The organism is Methylibium sp. (assembly GCF_031393925.1).
Lineage (GTDB): Bacteria > Pseudomonadota > Gammaproteobacteria > Burkholderiales > Burkholderiaceae_C > Methylibium.
In genome coordinates, this window is sequence record NZ_JANMWL010000031.1 from 1 (window position 1) to 16768 (window position 16768).

Sequence of the window (16768 nt, forward strand, 5' to 3'; positions counted from 1 at the left end):
CGGCGTCCGCGGGTGACGTCGAGCGCGGTGTGGATCAGCTGGGCTTCGAACTTGTGCGTGAGCGCGTCCCACACATCAGGCACGCCGGCCTCGAGCATGGCGCGGGCCTCGCGCTCGAGGTCGAGCAACCACGGTCCCGCCAGCGCGCCGACCTGCGGTGCGGCGCCCGGCGCTCGCATCGATGCGCCCGCTTCGCTTTCGCCGGCCGCAGGCGCGGTGAGTGCAGCGTTGCCATTGCCGGCCACGGCCCCTGCAGAGGGCATCGACAGCTCCGGCGGCAAGTCCTTCGCATCGATCGTCTGCGCCGGTGCCATGACGGTGAGCCAGTGGCAGATGTTCTCCAGCTGGCGCACGTTGCCCGGGTAGTCGAAGGCGACGAGTCGCGCAAGCGCCGGCTCGCTCAGGCGCTTGGCCTCCACGCCAAGCTCGCGCGCGCTTTTTCCCATGAAGGATCGCGCCAGCGCCGGGATGTCTTCGCGCCGCTCGCGCAGCGCCGGCAGGCGCAGGCGGATCACGTTGAGACGGTGAAACAGGTCTTCTCGGAAGGCGCCTTGCTTGACGCGTTGCTCCAGGTCCTGGTGGGTCGCGGCGATGACGCGCACGTTGCTCTTGAGCGGGTTGTGGCCGCCCACGCGGTAGAACTGCCCGTCGCTGAGCACGCGCAGCAGCCGCGTCTGCAGGTCAAAGGGCATGTCGCCGATCTCGTCGAGGAACAGCGTGCCGCCGTCGGCCTGCTCGAAGCGCCCGCGCCGCGTCGTCTGCGCGCCGGTGAAGGCGCCGCGCTCGTGGCCGAACAGCTCGCTCTCGAGCAAATCCTTCGGTATTGCCGCCGTGTTGATCGCCACGAACGGGCCCTTGCTACCGGCTTCGCCGCGCGGGCTGTGCTTGTGCAGCGCGCGCGCCACCAGCTCCTTGCCGGAGCCGCTCTCGCCGGTGATGAGCACGGTGACGTTGCTCTGGCTCAGCCGGCCGATGGCGCGGAACACGTCCTGCATGGCCGGCGCCTGGCCGAGCATTTCGGGCAGCACCGTGGCGCGCTCGTCACTGACCTCCTCGCGCACGCTCTCGTCGAGCGCGCGGCGGATGAGCTCGACCGCCTTGGTCAGGTCGAAGGGCTTGGGCAGGTATTCGAAGGCGCCGCCCTGGAAGGCCGAGACGGCGCTGTCGAGATCGGAGTAGGCGGTCATGATGATGACCGGCAGCCCCGGCAGCCGCTCCTTCACCGCCGCCAGCAGCTCGATGCCCGAAGCGCCGGGCATGCGGATATCGCTCACCAGCACCTGCGGCTGGTCTCCGGCGTCGAGCGCGGCGAGCACGTCGCGCACGTTGCTGAAGCTGCGCACGGCAAGTTCCTCGCGCTCCAGCGCCTTCTGAAGCACGAAGCGGATGGATTGGTCGTCGTCAACGATCCAGATGGGTTTCATGCGGGTCTGCGGTTCCTCTGCGCCGGGGTGCGCCCCGCCCCCGATGGAAGGTCAGGGCAAGGGCATCGTAATCTTGAACAGCGTGCGGCCCGGCTCGCTCTCGCAATCGATCGTGCCCTGGTGTTGGGTCACGAAGGTCTGCGCGAGCGTGAGTCCGAGACCCGAACCGCCTTCGCGCCCCGAAACCAGCGGATAGAAGATGCGATCACGGATGTTCTCGGGCACGCCCGGCCCGTTGTCCTCGACATGCAATTCCAGTGCCAAACGAAAACGCTGCTTGCCCAGCGTCACCTGGCGCGCCACGCGGGTGCGAAACACGATGCGCGCGTCGCCAGCGGCCACGCGGTCGGCCAGGGCGTGCGCGGCGTTGTGCGCGATGTTGAGCACCGCCTGGATGAGCTGTTCGCGGTCGCCGCGAAAATCGGGGATCGAGGTGTCGTAGTCGCGCACGAGCGCCAGGCCCTTCGGGAATTCGGCCAGGATCAGCGCGCGCACGCGCTCGCAAACCTCGTGGATGTTCACATCGCTCACCACGTGCGGGCGACGGTGCGGCGCGAGCAGGCGGTCGACCAGCGCCTGCAGGCGGTCGGCCTCGTGGATGATGACCTGCGCGTATTCGCCGAGCGCCTTGGACTCGACCTCCATCTGCAGCAACTGCGCAGCGCCGCGGATGCCGCCCAGCGGGTTCTTGATCTCGTGCGCCAGGTTGCGGATCAGCTCCTTGGTGGCCTGCACCTGGTCGTGCGCGCGCTCCTCACGGTCCTGGCGCGTCTGTTGCTCGATTTCGATCAGCTCCACCAGCGTGGCGTCCGACGCCTCCATCTGGTTGACGATCACATGCACCAGCAGCGGCTCACCGCTCGCGCCGTGCGGGCGCCGCAACTGGGCATCCAGGCGGCTGGTGGAGAACTCGTTGCGCGCCACCGCCGCCACCGTGTCGCGCAGCAGCTCGGGCTCGGCGAACCACTCGAACCAGTCGCGCTTGAGCACGTTGCGGCGCGACAGCCCCAGCACGTTCTCGAACGCGGCGTTGGCGAAGCGGCAGCCACCATCGGGCTGCACCACGGCGACCATGGTGGCGAGCAGGTCGAAGGCTTCGCGCCAGTCCGCCGTGGCAACGGGTGGCGCGGCGGCCGGGGAGGCGTTCATCGCGTCACGCTGAGCGGGCAATGGCCTGGGCGCAGTGCGGCTCAGTTGACCGCGCCGAGCTTGGCGATCTCGCGCTTGAGCGCCGCGATGTCGCTCTCCGAACGATCGATGTTCGCCTTGAGCTCGGCGGTGCGATCAAGGTACTTCTGGTAGTTGCGCTCGTCACCGCGACGCTCGGGCTGACCGTTGTTGAATTCTTGCTTGAGCCCGGCCAGGCGCTCCTCCTCACGTCGCAGTTCACTCTCGAGGATGCGGCGCTTGTCGGCGTCGCGTACACGCTGGTCGGACGGGTCAACGCGGGAGTCGGACGGCCGGGGCGATGACGCACCATTGACACCGCCCGCGCCATTGCTCGCGCTGGTGGCAGGAACGCGCTTGGCCGGACCCTGGATCACCGTGATCGGTGCGCCCTCGAGCGGCTTGCAGCCTTTGGTGGTGGCCTCCTTGGGCGTGATCGTGTCGGTGTAGAGGTTGCCGGGGCACTTGTAGACGACTCGCTCCTGTGCAGTGCTCACGCCGGCCAGCAAACCCATCAATCCCACACCGATCCAAACCTGACGTCCAAACATTCGTTGCCCCTCGCGCATTGCGCACCGCACGCAGCCGGTGCGGCGACTCCTGTCAATTCTCTAAGGAGTATCCGGTATCACTGCGGGTTCAACGCTCGTGCGGACCGCCACGAGGACGACACCAAGAAAAAGGGACGGCACAAGCCGTCCCTCTGTCACGATCCGTCGGCCCGAAAGGCCGCGCACCGCTCGATCAAAGCGCGTAGTACATGTCGAACTCGATCGGGTGGGTGGTCATGCGGAATCGCGTGACCTCCTGCATCTTGAGTTCGATGTAGGCGTCGAGGTAGGCGTCGGTGAACACGCCGCCCTTGGTGAGGAAAGCGCGGTCCTTGTCCAGGTACTCGAGCGCCTGGTCGAGGCTGTGGCAGACGGTCGGGATCTTCGCGTCCTCGTCTGGCGGCAGGTGGTAAAGGTCCTTGGTGGCAGCCTCGCCCGGATGGATCTTGTTTTCCACGCCGTCCAGACCGGCCATCAGCAACGCGCTGAAGGCGAGGTAGGGGTTGGCGGTCGGGTCCGGGAAACGCGCTTCGATGCGGCGGCCCTTGGGGTTGGCCACGTAGGGGATGCGGATCGCGGCCGAGCGGTTCTTGGCCGAGTAGGCCAGCTTCACCGGCGCCTCGAAGCCCGGCACCAGACGCTTGTAGCTGTTGGTGCCTGGGTTGGTGATGGCATTGAGCGAGCGCGCGTGCTTGATGATGCCGCCGATGTAATGGAGGGCAAACTCCGACAGGCCCGCGTAGCCGTCGCCGGCAAACAGGTTCTTGCCGTCCTTCCACACCGACTGGTGTACGTGCATGCCCGAGCCGTTGTCGCCGACGATGGGCTTGGGCATGAAGGTCGCGGTTTTGCCGTAGGCATGCGCGACGTTCTGGATCACGTACTTTTGCAACTGCAGCCAGTCGGCGCGCTGCACCAAGGTGCTGAACTTGGTGCCGATTTCCATCTGGCCGGCGGTCGCGACCTCGTGGTGATGGACCTCGACCGGGATGCCCAGCGACTCGAGGATCAGGCACATCTCAGAGCGCAGGTCCTGAAAGCTGTCGACCGGTGGCACCGGAAAGTAGCCGCCCTTGACGCCCGGGCGGTAGCCGGTGTTGCCGTGCTCATAGTCCTTGCCGGTGTTCCACGCGGCTTCTTCGGATTCGATCTTCACGAAACAGCCCGACATGTCGGAATTCCAGCGCACGCTGTCGAACACGAAGAACTCGGGCTCGGGGCCGAAGTAGGCCGCGTCGCCCAGACCCGAGGCCTTCATGTAGGCCTCGGCGCGCTTGGCCAGCGACCGCGGGTCGCGCTCATAGGGCTTGCCGTCGCCCGGCTCGATGACGTCGCAGGTCAGGATGATCGTCGGCTCTTCAAAGAACGGATCGACGTTGGCGGTGTTGGGGTCCGGCATCAGCAGCATGTCGGAGGCTTCAATGCCCTTCCAGCCGGCGATCGACGAGCCGTCGAAAGCATGGCCCGCAGTGAACTTCTCTTCATCGAAGTGGGACACGGGCACGGTGACGTGCTGTTCCTTGCCGCGGGTGTCGGTGAAACGGAAGTCGACGAACTTGACTTCGTTTTCCTTCACCATCTTCATCACGTCAGCGACGGTCTTGGCCATCAGAATCTCCTAGCGGGACGTTGGTATGTGTTCGAAGGGTGGGGCGAGCGGGCCTTCGCCCGGTCCCGGTATTGGCCCCGAAAGGCCCGCGGCAATTTAGCAGAAAGCATGCCCATATTTGGTCCGCATTCAAAACGAAATCCGCGCCGATGCCTCGTGCGCGAATCCGCCTTGCACCATGTCAACGCCAGACCTGCCGTTGTTTGGTGCGAAACCGACCGCTTCAACGCACCACTTCCGGGCCAAGCCGTGCACCGTGCGCGGCCAGACCGTCGAGCAGCACACGGTAGGCGGCTTCGAGCTGGTCGGGGTCGCCCTTGACGCCAAGCTCGATGTGGCGGCCGTGAACGGGGTGGTCCACGCTGGGCAGACTGAACACGCGAATGCCGGCACAGCGCGCCTCGATGTCCTCCATCAGCGGCGTGAGCGTCGCCTCCATCGCGCCATAGACGACGACCGAGCGCTCGCCCTGCACATGGCGCCCGTGCAGCGCGGCGTACTGCGTGTCGAGCACCCACGCGATCATCGGCCAGGCCATGACCGGAAACCCCGGCACGAAATGCACCGCACCCCCGGCCTGGCCGTCGCAGCTGAAGCCGGCGATCTTGTTGTAAGGGTTGGGAATGATGCGAGCGCCCTGCGGAAAGCAGCCCATGTCGAGGCGGTGCCGGTTGTCGTCGCGCTCCGGCTCGTAGGGCAGGCCTTGTTCGGCGGCGATCTCCTGCATGCGCTGGGTGATCAGCTCGCGCGCCTCGGGGTGCAGCGCCAGCGGCACGCCGAGCGCGGCGGCGGCGCACTGGCGGGTGTGGTCGTCGGGCGTTGCGCCGATACCGCCGCAGGACAACACGGCCGCGCCGCTGGCGAAGGCATCGCGCAGCGCTTGGGTGATGAGCTGGCGGTCGTCGCCCACGTAGCGCGCCCACGCCAGTTGAAGGCCGCGCTCGGCGAGCAGCGCCACCACCTTGGTGAAGTGCTTGTCCTCGCGTTTGCCGGAGAGGATTTCATCGCCGATGATGATCAGGCCGAAATCCATCACGCCCCCCCTCGCGCAGCCACGGGCGACACCGCCTCGGGCTGGCTGGCGCGCAGCGCCTCGAGCGCTGCCAGGGCGTAATGAATGAACCACAGCGCCGAGAACGCAAACACCAGCGTGTAGAGCCACACCGACACCACGATGAGCAGCGGCGCGAACACCAGCGAGACCACGCTCACCGCCCACACCAGGGCGGGCGCGGCACCGAGGTAGCCGGTGACGATGCCGATGCCCAACAGTGGCAGGCGATGCCCTCGCATGAGCGCGAGCCGCTCCTGGCGCGAGGCGTGTTCGGCAAGCGCGTCGAAGCTCATGACGCGGTAACTCAGCCAGCCCCAGATGAGCGGCGGCAGCAGCAACACCAGCGGCGGGATCAGCCACAGCGGCGTCGAAACCACCAGCACCAGCAGCGCGACGATGGTGGCGCCGAGCGACACCAGCGCTCCGCGCCACGCCGGCTCGCCATGGCGCCGCTCGAGCAGCGGAAAGCGCCGCTGCGCGACCAGGTCGACGAGCCTCGGCATCATCATCAGCGCCACCATCAGCAGCGACACGATCACCACCACCGGCACCGCCAGCGCCACCACGATCAGCGGCGCAATGAAGCCGCGCAGGCCACCGCCACCGACCGAGGCGAGCCAGCCGAGCACGCTGGCCGACAGCGACCACGCATCGAGCCGCTCGCGCACGGCCATGAGCGCGCTTTCCCAGAAAAAGTAACCCAGCACGCCCGCCAGCAGGCCGGTCACCAGCAGCGGCACGACCGACCACCAGATGACGCGAGGATGCAGACAATAGGCGGCGGCGCGCCAGAAGGAATCGATCATTGAAGGCATCGCGCGAGCATACCCAAGGGCGCAATCACCGCGCTCGGGCGCGGACCCAGCGCAGCTTCGCGTGCCCAGCGCACGGCCCGTGCCACGACACCATGCACACTCTGGCCCGACCATGACATCGGCCCACCACGCGCCCGCCCTCGGCATCGACCTCGGCGGCACCAAGATCGAAGCCCTGCTGCTCGACGCCAGCGGTGTCGAACGTTGGCGCGAGCGCGTGGCCACGCCGCAGGGCGACTACCGCGCCACGCTGGCGGCGCTGGCACGGCTGGTCGTGCGCGGGCGCGCCGCGGCGAGCGGTGCAGCCTGCAGCGTCGGCGTCGGCGCACCGGGCTCGGTGGGCTCGGGCGGGCTCGTCAAGAACGCCAACTCGACCTGCCTGAACGGCCAGGCGCTACAGCGAGACCTCGAGGCGTTGATCGGCCAGCCGGTGGCGCTGGCCAACGACGCCAACTGCCTGGCGCTGTCCGAGGCGACTGACGGCGCCGGGGCAGGCGCGGCAGTGGTGTTCGCGGTGATCCTGGGCACCGGCGTCGGCGCCGGCATCGCGGTGCAGGGTCGCGTACTGCAGGGCCCGAACGCGCTGGCCGGCGAATGGGGCCACAACCCACTGCCGTGGTCGCGCGATGACGAGCGGCCGGGCGCGCTTTGCTACTGCGGCGCACGCGGCTGCATCGAGACCTGGCTCGCCGGCCCGGCGCTGGCCGCGGACCACCTGCGCCACGGCGGCGCGGCGCTCGCTGCCAGCGACATCGGGCGGGCCGCGGCGGCCGGCGACGTGGCCTGCGACGCGAGCCTCGCGCGGCACGCCGAGCGACTGGCGCGCGCGCTTGCGACGGTCGTGAACCTGCTCGACCCGGACGTGATCGTGTTGGCCGGGGGCGTCTCGCGGTTGCACCGGCTGGTCGAGCGCGCCAGCGCCGCCATGCCGGCGCACATCTTCGGCGCGCGCAACGATCCGCCGCGGCTCTGCCTCGCGCTCGCGCGGCATGGTGACTCGTCGGGCGTGCGCGGCGCCGCCTGGCTCGGCCGCGCCCTCGCGTAGCCACAGCGCCGCGACATTTTCCGGAACCGGCGCAGGAAGCTGCGCCGCTACATCTGCCGGAACAAGTGCCAGGTAGCTGCGGCTGACCGTCAACAGTTCTTGCCTGCCCTCGAGCTGGACGTCGGCGTTTTCGTTCGGCCCGCGCAGCACCTGTGCCACCTGGTGCAGGTTGACGATGGTCGAGCGGTGGATCTTGGCGAAGCGCTGCGCGTCCAGCTCTTCGACCAAATGCGGATCGAGCGGCGGATCATCGGCGATCAGCGCGGTGGGCCGCTCGTGCATGTCAGCCCCGCGTTAGCCGAAGACGGCGGCCGCATGCCCGAGGCGACGCAGAACTCGGGAGCGGTCCGGCGCCCGGTCCGCGCGATTGCGGTTGCCATCGACCTCACGTCAGCCCCTCGAGCGGCAGCACCATCTCCGCACGCAGGCCGCGGCCGCCCTCGCCCACCAGCAAATCGAGCCGCACGCCCGGGCCGCAGAAGACGGCCAGGCGCAGACGCAGGTCGGCCAGGCCCGCGCCCGCCGTGGCGGTGGCGTCCATGCCCACGCCGGTGTCGGTGACCCACCCGCGCAGCGCCGGGGCATCGCGGGCCGCGCCGACGGCGATGTGCCCACACCGCTCGGCCGGGTCGATGCCGTGGCGCACGGAGCACCCCCTCGCGGGTAGCACCGCAGGTGCGTGGCCGGTACCTCAGCCGACGCCGACCAAGCGCCACGCCAGGCCGGCAAGCGCTGCCGCGCCGAGCACCGGCAGCACACCGATGCGAAAACGCAGCAGCGCCAGCGCTGCTGCCGCGCCGATCACGAGCGCCGGCCAATCGATGCCGGCGCGCTGCGGCCAAAGCACCTGCTCGGCGAAGTAAAGGCCGAGTTGCGCAATCACGCCGACCACCGCGGCGCTGATGGCCGCCAGCGGCGCGGTGAAGCGCAGGTCATCCCGCGTCGCCTCGACCAGCGGTGCGCCGGCGAAGATGAAAACGAACGAAGGCAGGAAGGTAAAGAAGGTGACGACAGCGGCCGCCACCACGCCGGACAGCAGGGCAGAGTCGACGAAGGGCTGCTGCCAGCCGCCGAGAAAGCCGACGAAGCTCACCACCATGATCAGCGGGCCGGGCGTCGATTCGCCGAGCGCCAGGCCGGCGAGCATCTGCGTTGCGCTCAACCAGCCGTGCTGCTCCACCGCCCCCTGCACCACATAGGGCAGCACCGCGTAGGCGCCGCCGAAGGTGAGCAGCGCGGCCTGGGTGAAGAAGCGCGCCATCTGCGCGAGCAGGCCGTTCGCGCCACCCCAGGCCACCAACACTGAATAGCCGGCGGCGCCGAGCGCAAGTCCGAGCGCCAACGTGGCGAGCAGCCGGCGCGCGCGAAAGCTTGCGTGTGCGGGCGTGGGCGTATCGTCGTCGATCCAGGCGGGCGCACTGATGGCCTTGCTGTGGGGCCCGTGGGCCGCGTCGGCAACCGACGGCCCCGGCCACCAGCGGCCCTGCGCCCAGCCGATGCCGGCCGCAACCCCGAGCACCCAGGGAAACGGGATCGCCGCCAGCATCGCCAGCAACGAGCCCCCCGCAAGCGCCCAATGCAGCGGCGTCTTCAGCGCGCGACTGCCGAGCCGCCAGGCGGCCTGCGCGACGAGTGCCACCACCGCCGGCTGCACGCCGTAGAGCACCGCCTGCACCAGCGGATGCTTGCCTTGCGCGGCATAGAGCCATGACAGACCGATGAGCAGCAGCAGCGAGGGCAGCACGAACAGCGCGCCGGCCGCCAGGCCGCCCGCGGTGCGGTGCATCAGCCAGCCGATGTAGGTGGCGAGTTGCTGCGCCTCGGGGCCGGGCAGCAGCATGCAGTAGTTGAGCGCGTGCAGGAAGCGGCGCTCCGAAATCCAGCGGCGACGCTCCACCAGTTCGGCATGCATCAGCGCGATCTGTCCGGCCGGCCCGCCGAAGCTGATGCAGCCCAGCTTGAACCAGTAGCGCAGGGCCTGCCCGAAGGACACCGGCGCCGGTGCGCCGCCGACGGCCCCGGGCGCGAGCCGATCGGAACTCATTCCTGCACCGTTCGCGCGGCGCGCTGTCCCGCCAAGCGGGAGCATTCAAGCTCGGGGATGCCCTTCTCGCTCATCGCCTCAGGAGCCAGCGCGTTGCAGGCGGGCGGACAGGGCTTGCGACAGTGACTCGGCGCTGTCGCTCAGGTGCGCCCGCGTTTCGGCGCTGAGCTTGCGGCGCCTTTGCGCTGCGTCGAGCCGCGCCAGCAGCGCCTGCGACTGCGCCCGCAGCAGGCTGCGCGCGTCGGCACGGCTCAGCGCGCCCGGGCGCAGCAGCAGCGCGCTGAGCCGGTTGACGTGCTCGCGCTGCAGCTCGCGACGCGGCGCGGTGATGTCGGCACCGCTGGCCAGCTCCGACCACACGTCGCGCGTGAGGCGCTCGTACAGCTCGGAGAGCGCCAGCGCGTCGGCCTTGTGGCTGGCCTTGGCCTCGCTGTCGAGCATGCGCGCGGCGACGCTATCGCTCATCAGCTGCCCCAGGGCGTTGCGCTGCAGGTCGATGACCGCGCTGCCCAGCGAGTAGTCGGTGGCCAGCGGTCCGTCGCCGGCAAAGTAGGCGTCGGTGCGCTCGGCGAAGTCGGGCGCGAGGCGGCGCTGCAGTGCGGGCGACAGACGCACGCTGTCCGCGGCCAGAAGGCCGCGCGAGAGCACGTCCAGCGCTTCGCGCTGCTGCGCTGCCGGCACCGGCTGCAACGGGTCGCGGCCACTGCCGGGGGCGTCGCGCAGGGTGCGCACGCCACCGATCTGGCGCGTGAGCACGCTGGCGGCGCGGCCGAGATCGCGCAGCGCGTAGCCGACCGAGCGGCGCAACACCGCGTAATCGGTGCCGGGCTTGAGCACGCGCGACTCCTGGCGCTCGAGCAGGTCGCGCGCGATGGCCACGCGCTTGCGGGCGAACGCGACCGGGTCGTCACCCAGGTCGAATTGCAAGGATTCGGGGTCGATGCCGAGCGAGTTGTCTTCGTCGGTGCCGTAGGCCAACTCGGGCTCGGCGCTGCGTGCCGCGATACGCGCCAGCTCGCCCGCCTCTTCGTCGGCCGCCAGCGGTTTGTAGCCGTACTCGATGGCCCAGTAATCGTAGGGGCCGAGCATGGACTGGAACGGCGCACCACCGCGGGTGCCGGGCGCCGGCAGGTTGACCGAGACGTACTCCATCACCGAGCCAGTCAACGCATGGCTGGCGGTGAAGCGCGCGTCGGAGAGCTGCTGTTCGCTGTAGATGCGCGAGGCGCGGAAGTTGTGACGCAGGCCCAGCGTGTGGCCGACCTCGTGCATGGTCACGTCCTTGAGGTAGGCCAGCACATAGGTCTCGGCCTCGGGGCTCGCCGGGTCGATGTCGCCGCGCGCCTCGAGCACGTCCAGCGCGTAGCCGAGTTGTTCGGTCGCAGCATCGGCGTAACTGCAAGCGCCTGGCTCGTCGTGCGCATCGGCCGGCGCGGCGGGCGCCGCGAGCACCTGCGAACGCTCGGCGCGGCGCGCACGCGAGGACAGGCTTTCGATGCCGATATCGGCGTCGATGATCTCGCCACTGCGTGGATCGACGTGGCTCGGGCCGATCGCGCCAAACGAGGGCGAGGCATTCGTCATCCAGCGCACCGAGGCGCGGTTCACGTCGAGCGTGTCGAAGTCAGCGTCCTCGGGCTGCACCTGCACCTGCACCGCGTCCTTGAAGCCGAGGCGCTCGAACGCATGGTTCCACTCGAGGATGCCCTCGGTGATGACGGCGCGGTACTTCTCGGGAATGCTGCGGTCGAGCCAATAGGTGATGGGCTTGACGGGCTCGGAGAGCGCCGCCTCGGGGTCTTTCTTTTCGAGACGCCAGCGGTTGACAAAGCGCTGGTGCGGCGAGCGTGCGATGTCGTCGCTGAAGTCGCTGCGCGTGGTCTGAAAATACCCCACCCGCGCATCAGCCGGCCGTGCGCGCATCGGCGACTCGGGCAGCTTGGCAATGCCGTACTGCACGGTGATGAACAGGCTGCGAGGATCGGGCACGGTGGCTGGCGTGCTCGGCGATGTCGATGCGCCGGGCTGCGGCTGGCTGATGCGCGCGGTGGCGTAGTGGCCCTGCACCTCGATGCTCAGCATATCGGGCAGCGTGCGTGCGCTGGTGATGGCCGAATTGCGCGCATCGAAGCCGTAGCCCTGCCGAAAGGCCTGGTCGAGTCGTGCGCCGACGCCAAGCAGGTCGGCCACGAACAAAGCATTGGCCTCCACCAGGATTGCCTTGCTCTCGGGCTGCGGCAGGCTGGCCACCGCCGCGCTCGCCACCAGGCTGGGCGAGAACGCTGCCTGCACCGAGCGCGCCGTGGGCGTACCCGCCCTGGCGGTGAAGGCCTGGTTAGGCGCAATCATCTGCACCAGGTTGTTGAGGCGTCGGAACTCCACGATGCGCGGGCTGCTCGCCATCAGCCCGCCGAACAAGCCGGCCTCGCCCAGGCCGGTGGCGTACTTGGGCGACAGGAAGAACGGCGTGTTCAAGTGCTCCGGGCGCAGCTCGATCCAGATTTTTTCGTCCTTGCGCCAGATCGTGAACAGGCCCTCGGAGGGCTTGGCGTCCTTCACCACGGTGGCGAAGGCCGGCGGCGCACCGGGCGCCGGCGTTGCGGCCGGCGGCGCGGAAGCTGCTGCGCCCGGCGCCGCCGGGACCAGCGCAGCGCGCGTGGGCAATGCCGATACCGCCGTGCCGTTGCTCGGCGGCAGGGCGGCGGGCGCCGCCGCCATCGGGGCCGGCACCAGCATCGCGCACCCCCAGAATGCGCCGCACGCCAGCGCGATCGAACCCAGCTTCAAAGCCCTCATTGCCCCACCCCCTCCGCACCCCGCCACGGTGGCGGCTCAACCAAAGTGGGGAGCCGCAGGGCGTGCCAATGACACGCCAAAAGACGCTCAGGCGCTGAGTGCCTTGAACCGAATGCGTTTCGGCTTGGCGCCCTCTTCACCGAGGCGCTTCTTTTTGTCCGCTTCGTACTCCTGGTAGTTCCCGTCGAAGAAGACCCATTTCGAGTCGCCTTCGCAGGCCAGGATGTGCGTGGCGATGCGGTCGAGGAACCAGCGATCGTGACTGATGACCATGACCGAGCCGGCGAATTCAAGCAACGCGTCTTCAAGCGCGCGCAAGGTTTCGACGTCGAGGTCGTTGGACGGCTCATCGAGCATCAGCGCGTTGCCGCCGGTGGCCAGCGTCTTGGCGAGGTGCAAGCGACCGCGTTCGCCGCCCGAGAGATTCTTGACCAGTTTTTGCTGGTCATTGCCCTTGAAATTAAAGCGCCCGATGTAGGCGCGTGAGGGCATCACGAACTTGCCGATCACGAGGTTGTCCAGGCCGCCGGAGACGTCTTGCCACACCGTCTTGTCGCCCTCGAGCGACTCGCGACTTTGCTCGACGAAAGCCATCTTCACCGTAGGGCCGACCTTCACCGTGCCGGAGTCGGGCTTCTCCTTGCCAGAAATCATGCGAAACAGCGTGGACTTGCCCGCGCCGTTGGGGCCGATGATGCCGACGATGGCGCCGGCCGGCACCTTGAACGACAGGTCGTCGATCAGCACTCGCTCGCCGAAACTCTTGCTGACGCCCACGAATTCGATGACTTCATTGCCGAGCCGGTCGGATACCGGAATGAAGATTTCGTTGGTCTCATTGCGCTTTTGATATTCGACGTCGGAGAGCTCCTCGAAGCGTGCCAGGCGCGCCTTGCTCTTGACCTGGCGGCCCTTGGTGTTCTTGCGGACCCACTCGAGCTCCTGCTTCATCGCCCGGCTGTGGGCGTCCTCGGCCTTTTGCTCCTGCTCGAGGCGAGCTTGTTTTTGCTCCAGCCAGTCGGAGTAGTTGCCCTTCCAGGGAATGCCACGGCCGCGGTCGAGCTCGAGGATCCATTCGGCCGCGTTGTCTAGGAAGTAGCGGTCGTGGGTGATGCCGACCACGGTGCCGGGAAAACGTTTCAAGAACTGCTCGAGCCAGTCGACCGATTCGGCGTCGAGGTGGTTGGTCGGCTCGTCGAGCAGCAGCATGTCGGGCTGACTGAGCAGCAATCGACACAGCGCGACGCGGCGCTTCTCGCCGCCCGATAGATTGCCGATCACCGCGTCCCAAGCCGGCAGCCGCAGCGCGTCGGCGGCAATCTCGAGCTGCAGGTCGGTGTTCTCGCTGCCGCCGGCGGCGATCACGGCCTCGAGGTGGGCCTGCTCGGAGGCGAGCTTGTCGAAATCGGCATCCGGCTCGGCGTATTCGGCATAGACCTCGTCGAGCCGCTTCTTGGCCGCAAGGGCGCCGCCAATGCCCTCCTCAACGGCTTCACGCACGGTTTGGCTGGCGTCGAGCTGCGGTTCCTGGGGAAGGTAGCCGATCTTGATGCCGGGCATGGGCGTGGCTTCGCCGTCGATCTCGTTGTCCAGGCCGGCCATGATCCTGAGCAAAGTGGACTTGCCCGAGCCGTTCAAACCCAGCACGCCGATCTTGGCGCCGGGAAAGAACGACAGCGAGATGTCCTTGAGAATCTGTCGTTTGGGGGGAACCGTCTTGCTGACTCGGTTCATCGTGTACACGTACTGGGCCATGGAAGATTCGCTGAAAATAAGCTCGAGGCTGTAAGGCGCGGCGAGCGCCGCGCGACCCAGGTATTGTCGCCGAGCAGCCCTGCGGACCGCGGGTGAACGGGCGCAGGCGGTGGCAGCCCAGGTGCTTCGGGGCATGATTGCAAACGATCCGGCCTCGCCCGCTGATTCAAAGGAGATATCGATGTCCAAGCTGATTCGCATGCTGCTGCTCATTGCCGTGACCGGCGGCATGCCCGTCGCACCGGCACTGGCCGCCAACAGCGACGGCGCCGACAACGAGCGCTGGCGTGCCGTGCGCGACTCGCTGTTCGCGGGCCGCACGATCTCGGAAGACACCGCCGGTGTGATCGAGCTTGATACGCCGGTGCGCGCCGCCGACGCTGCGGTGGTGCCGATTGCGATCCGCACGCAGCTCGCGCAGACGCCCTCGCGCTACATCAAGAAGGTGTGGCTGGTGATCGACCGTAACCCCTCGCCGGTCGGCGCGGTGTTCACCTTCACCCCCGACAGCGGTCGCGCAGATATCGAAACCCGGGTGCGCGTGGAGGAGTACACGCACGTGCGCGCCGTGGCCGAAACCAGCGACGGCAAGCTCTACATGAAGATCAACTACATCAAGGCCTCCGGCGGTTGCTCGGCGCCGGCCGGCAAGGATCTCGCCGCGGCGATGGCCTCGGTCGGACGCATGAAGCTGCGCATCGACGGGGACACCGCCCCCGGGCAGCCGGCGCTGGCACAGCTCATGATCAGCCACCCCAATACCTCTGGCCTGGCGATCGACCAGCTCACGCGACTGGCACCGCCCGCCTACTTCGTACGCTCCATCACGGTCAGCTACGCCGGCAAGACAGTGCTCACGGCGGACGTCGACTTCACCATCAGCGAGAACCCTTCGTTGCGGTTTTATTTCATGCCCAATGGCGCGGGCGAGTTGAAGGCCCAAGTGGTCGACACCAACGACCTTACGTTTGAAAGCTCGATCGCGGTCAGGCCCAAGACCTGACGCAACCGTTCTGCCCGGCGATGCAGCGCGCAACGGTGTCGAGCCGGTAGAAACGCCTGGCCGTCGGGCCCGTCCCGTACAATAATAGCCGCGGCGCGCAGTTCCAGTCCTTGCGCCGCAGTCGATTCCGACCTTCTTCGCCTTCTTGCCTCCGACTGGTGCGCGTGCTTCGCACGCCGCGGGAGGCAGACCCCGACGCCCGAGAGAAACGGGCGCCCCTCCACATGTCCTTCCAAGAACTGGGGCTCGCCGAGCCCCTGCTTAAAGCCATTTCCGATGTCGGCTACGACACACCGACGCCGATCCAGAAACAAGCCATCCCCGCCGTCATGCTCGGCGGCGACCTGCTCGCCGGTGCGCAGACCGGCACCGGCAAGACTGCCGGCTTCGTGCTGCCAATGCTGCACCGGCTCATGGCCGCTCCCGCCGTGCGCGACGCCAAGGGCCGCTCACCGGTACGCGCACTGATCCTCACGCCGACCCGCGAACTCGCGGCTCAAGTCGAAGAAAGCGTGCGCGTCTATGGCAAGCACGCGAAGCTGACGTCAATGGTGATGTTCGGCGGCGTCGGCATGCAGCCGCAGATCGACAAGCTGCGGCGCGGCGTCGACATCCTCGTGGCCACGCCCGGGCGCCTGCTCGATCACCACCAGCAGGGCACGCTCGACATCAGCCGCATCGAGATCTTCGTGCTCGATGAAGCCGACCGCATGCTCGACATGGGCTTCATCCACGACATCAAGAAGGTGCTGGCAATCGTGCCCAAGAACAAGCAGAGCCTGCTGTTCTCGGCCACCTTCAGCGACGAGATCAAGGCATTGGCCGATCGGCTGCTGAACAAGCCGCAGGTCATCGAGGTCGAGCGCCGCAACAGCACGGTCGAGGCGATCTCGCAAAAGATCCATCCGGTCGACCGTGATCGCAAGAAGGAACTGCTGGCCCATCTCATCAAGAGTCAAGATTGGCATCAGGTGCTGGTGTTCTGCCGCATGAAGCACGGCGCGAACCGGCTCACTGATTTTCTCAACGACCAGAAGATCACCGCGATGGCGATTCACGGCAACAAGAGTCAGACCGCGCGCACCAAGGCGTTGGCCGATTTCAAGAAGGGCGACCTGCAGGTGCTCGTGGCCACCGACATCGCGGCACGCGGCATCGACATTGACCAGCTACCGCATGTGGTCAACTTCGAACTGCCAAACGTCCCGGAAGACTACGTCCACCGCATCGGCCGCACCGGCCGTGCCGGCGCGCAGGGCGAAGCCATTTCGCTGGTGTGCGTCGACGAGGAAGGCTTCATGCGCGAGATTGAAAAACTCATCAAGCGCAGCGTGGCACGCGAGGTCGTGCCCGGCTTCGCGCCGGACCCCAAAGCGGTCGCTCAGCCGATCCAGACCGGCCGCCAGACGCTCAACGGCGGGCTGCGCTCGGGCGGAGGCGGTCGCGGCGGCGCGGGCGCACCGGCGGGCACGCGCCGCGGTGCGGCGCCGGCTGCCAGCCGCGGC

At 68.0% G+C, this 16768-nt stretch carries 13 protein-coding genes and 1 pseudogene; 3 read left to right on the plus strand and 11 right to left on the minus strand.

All coding sequences use genetic code 11. The annotated features are described in order from the left end of the window. From ntrC to RMO12_RS02030, 6 genes are all read right to left on the minus strand, one after another. Positions 1 to 1424 (minus strand): nitrogen regulation protein NR(I) (gene ntrC / locus RMO12_RS02005; RefSeq protein ID WP_309638014.1); only part of this gene is annotated, 1424 nt, incomplete at its 3' end. A gap of 51 nt (positions 1425 to 1475) precedes the next feature. Beyond that, the gene (gene glnL / locus RMO12_RS02010) at positions 1476 to 2573 is read right to left on the minus strand and encodes a nitrogen regulation protein NR(II) (protein WP_309638015.1); all 1098 of its coding nucleotides are present in this window, start codon (positions 2571 to 2573) and stop codon (positions 1476 to 1478) included. 41 nt (positions 2574 to 2614) lie between these two features. Beyond that, on the minus strand, positions 2615 to 3142 hold the full coding sequence (locus RMO12_RS02015) for a hypothetical protein (protein WP_309638016.1): 528 nt from the start codon (positions 3140 to 3142) through the stop codon (positions 2615 to 2617). A 193-nt stretch (positions 3143 to 3335) separates the two neighbouring features. After that, positions 3336 to 4751 carry a type I glutamate--ammonia ligase gene (glnA, locus tag RMO12_RS02020; RefSeq protein ID WP_309638017.1) on the minus strand — a complete coding sequence of 472 codons (1416 nt, stop codon included), beginning with the start codon at positions 4749 to 4751 and terminating at the stop codon, positions 3336 to 3338. Positions 4752 to 4974: 223 nt separating this feature from the next. Further along, the gene (locus RMO12_RS02025) at positions 4975 to 5784 is read right to left on the minus strand and encodes a molybdopterin-binding protein (RefSeq protein WP_309638018.1); all 810 of its coding nucleotides are present in this window, start codon (positions 5782 to 5784) and stop codon (positions 4975 to 4977) included. Further along, positions 5784 to 6611, minus strand: a complete 828-nt coding sequence (locus RMO12_RS02030) for an EI24 domain-containing protein (RefSeq protein ID WP_309638019.1) — start codon at positions 6609 to 6611, stop codon at positions 5784 to 5786. The genes RMO12_RS02025 and RMO12_RS02030 overlap by 1 nt, the downstream gene beginning before the upstream one ends. 121 nt (positions 6612 to 6732) lie before the next feature. Here RMO12_RS02030 and RMO12_RS02035 point away from each other — a divergent pair, with 121 nt between their 5' ends. After that, positions 6733 to 7665: an ROK family protein gene (locus RMO12_RS02035; RefSeq protein ID WP_309638020.1), complete on the plus strand. Its 933-nt coding sequence runs from the start codon at positions 6733 to 6735 to the stop codon at positions 7663 to 7665. Positions 7666 to 7740: 75 nt separating this feature from the next. Here the strand turns inward: RMO12_RS02035 and RMO12_RS15910 are convergent. The 5 genes and pseudogenes from RMO12_RS15910 to ettA form a co-directional block, all read right to left on the minus strand. After that, positions 7741 to 7947 (minus strand): annotated as a pseudogene (locus RMO12_RS15910) (LytTR family DNA-binding domain-containing protein); the annotation flags it as partial. A gap of 103 nt (positions 7948 to 8050) precedes the next feature. Further along, positions 8051 to 8311: a hypothetical protein gene (locus tag RMO12_RS02040; protein WP_309638021.1), complete on the minus strand. Its 261-nt coding sequence runs from the start codon at positions 8309 to 8311 to the stop codon at positions 8051 to 8053. A 45-nt stretch (positions 8312 to 8356) separates the two neighbouring features. Beyond that, positions 8357 to 9709 carry a chromate efflux transporter gene (gene chrA, locus RMO12_RS02045; RefSeq protein ID WP_309638022.1) on the minus strand — a complete coding sequence of 451 codons (1353 nt, stop codon included), beginning with the start codon at positions 9707 to 9709 and terminating at the stop codon, positions 8357 to 8359. Between the two features lie 78 nt (positions 9710 to 9787). After that, positions 9788 to 12445, minus strand: a complete 2658-nt coding sequence (locus RMO12_RS02050) for a zinc-dependent metalloprotease (protein ID WP_309638023.1) — start codon at positions 12443 to 12445, stop codon at positions 9788 to 9790. Positions 12446 to 12592: 147 nt separating this feature from the next. After that, complete coding sequence (gene ettA / locus RMO12_RS02055; protein ID WP_309638024.1) at positions 12593 to 14260, minus strand: energy-dependent translational throttle protein EttA; 1668 nt, start codon at positions 14258 to 14260, stop codon at positions 12593 to 12595. A gap of 181 nt (positions 14261 to 14441) precedes the next feature. Between ettA and RMO12_RS02060 the strand changes: the two genes are divergently transcribed. Continuing rightward, positions 14442 to 15263, plus strand: coding sequence for a quinoprotein dehydrogenase-associated SoxYZ-like carrier (locus RMO12_RS02060; RefSeq protein ID WP_309638025.1), 822 nt, complete (start codon positions 14442 to 14444; stop codon positions 15261 to 15263). Between the two features lie 224 nt (positions 15264 to 15487). Then, the coding region (locus RMO12_RS02065) for a DEAD/DEAH box helicase (protein WP_309638026.1) at positions 15488 to 16768 on the plus strand (1281 nt) is incomplete at its 3' end.

Bases quoted from the DNA above. Each gene is read 5' to 3' on its own strand.
- RMO12_RS02015 (WP_309638016.1), bottom strand. From the start codon at position 3,142: ATGTTTGGACGTCAGGTTTGGATCGGTGTGGGATTGATGGGTTTGCTG.
- RMO12_RS02030 (WP_309638019.1), bottom strand. From the start codon at position 6,611: ATGATCGATTCCTTCTGGCGCGCCGCCGCCTATTGTCTGCATCCTCGC.
- ettA (WP_309638024.1), bottom strand. From the start codon at position 14,260: ATGGCCCAGTACGTGTACACGATGAACCGAGTCAGCAAGACGGTTCCC.
- RMO12_RS02025 (WP_309638018.1), bottom strand. From the start codon at position 5,784: ATGGATTTCGGCCTGATCATCATCGGCGATGAAATCCTCTCCGGCAAA.
- RMO12_RS02060 (WP_309638025.1), top strand. From the start codon at position 14,442: ATGTCCAAGCTGATTCGCATGCTGCTGCTCATTGCCGTGACCGGCGGC.
- chrA (WP_309638022.1), bottom strand. From the start codon at position 9,709: ATGAGTTCCGATCGGCTCGCGCCCGGGGCCGTCGGCGGCGCACCGGCG.
- glnL (WP_309638015.1), bottom strand. From the start codon at position 2,573: ATGAACGCCTCCCCGGCCGCCGCGCCACCCGTTGCCACGGCGGACTGG.
- glnA (WP_309638017.1), bottom strand. From the start codon at position 4,751: ATGGCCAAGACCGTCGCTGACGTGATGAAGATGGTGAAGGAAAACGAA.
- RMO12_RS02050 (WP_309638023.1), bottom strand. From the start codon at position 12,445: ATGCTGGTGCCGGCCCCGATGGCGGCGGCGCCCGCCGCCCTGCCGCCG.
- RMO12_RS02035 (WP_309638020.1), top strand. From the start codon at position 6,733: ATGACATCGGCCCACCACGCGCCCGCCCTCGGCATCGACCTCGGCGGC.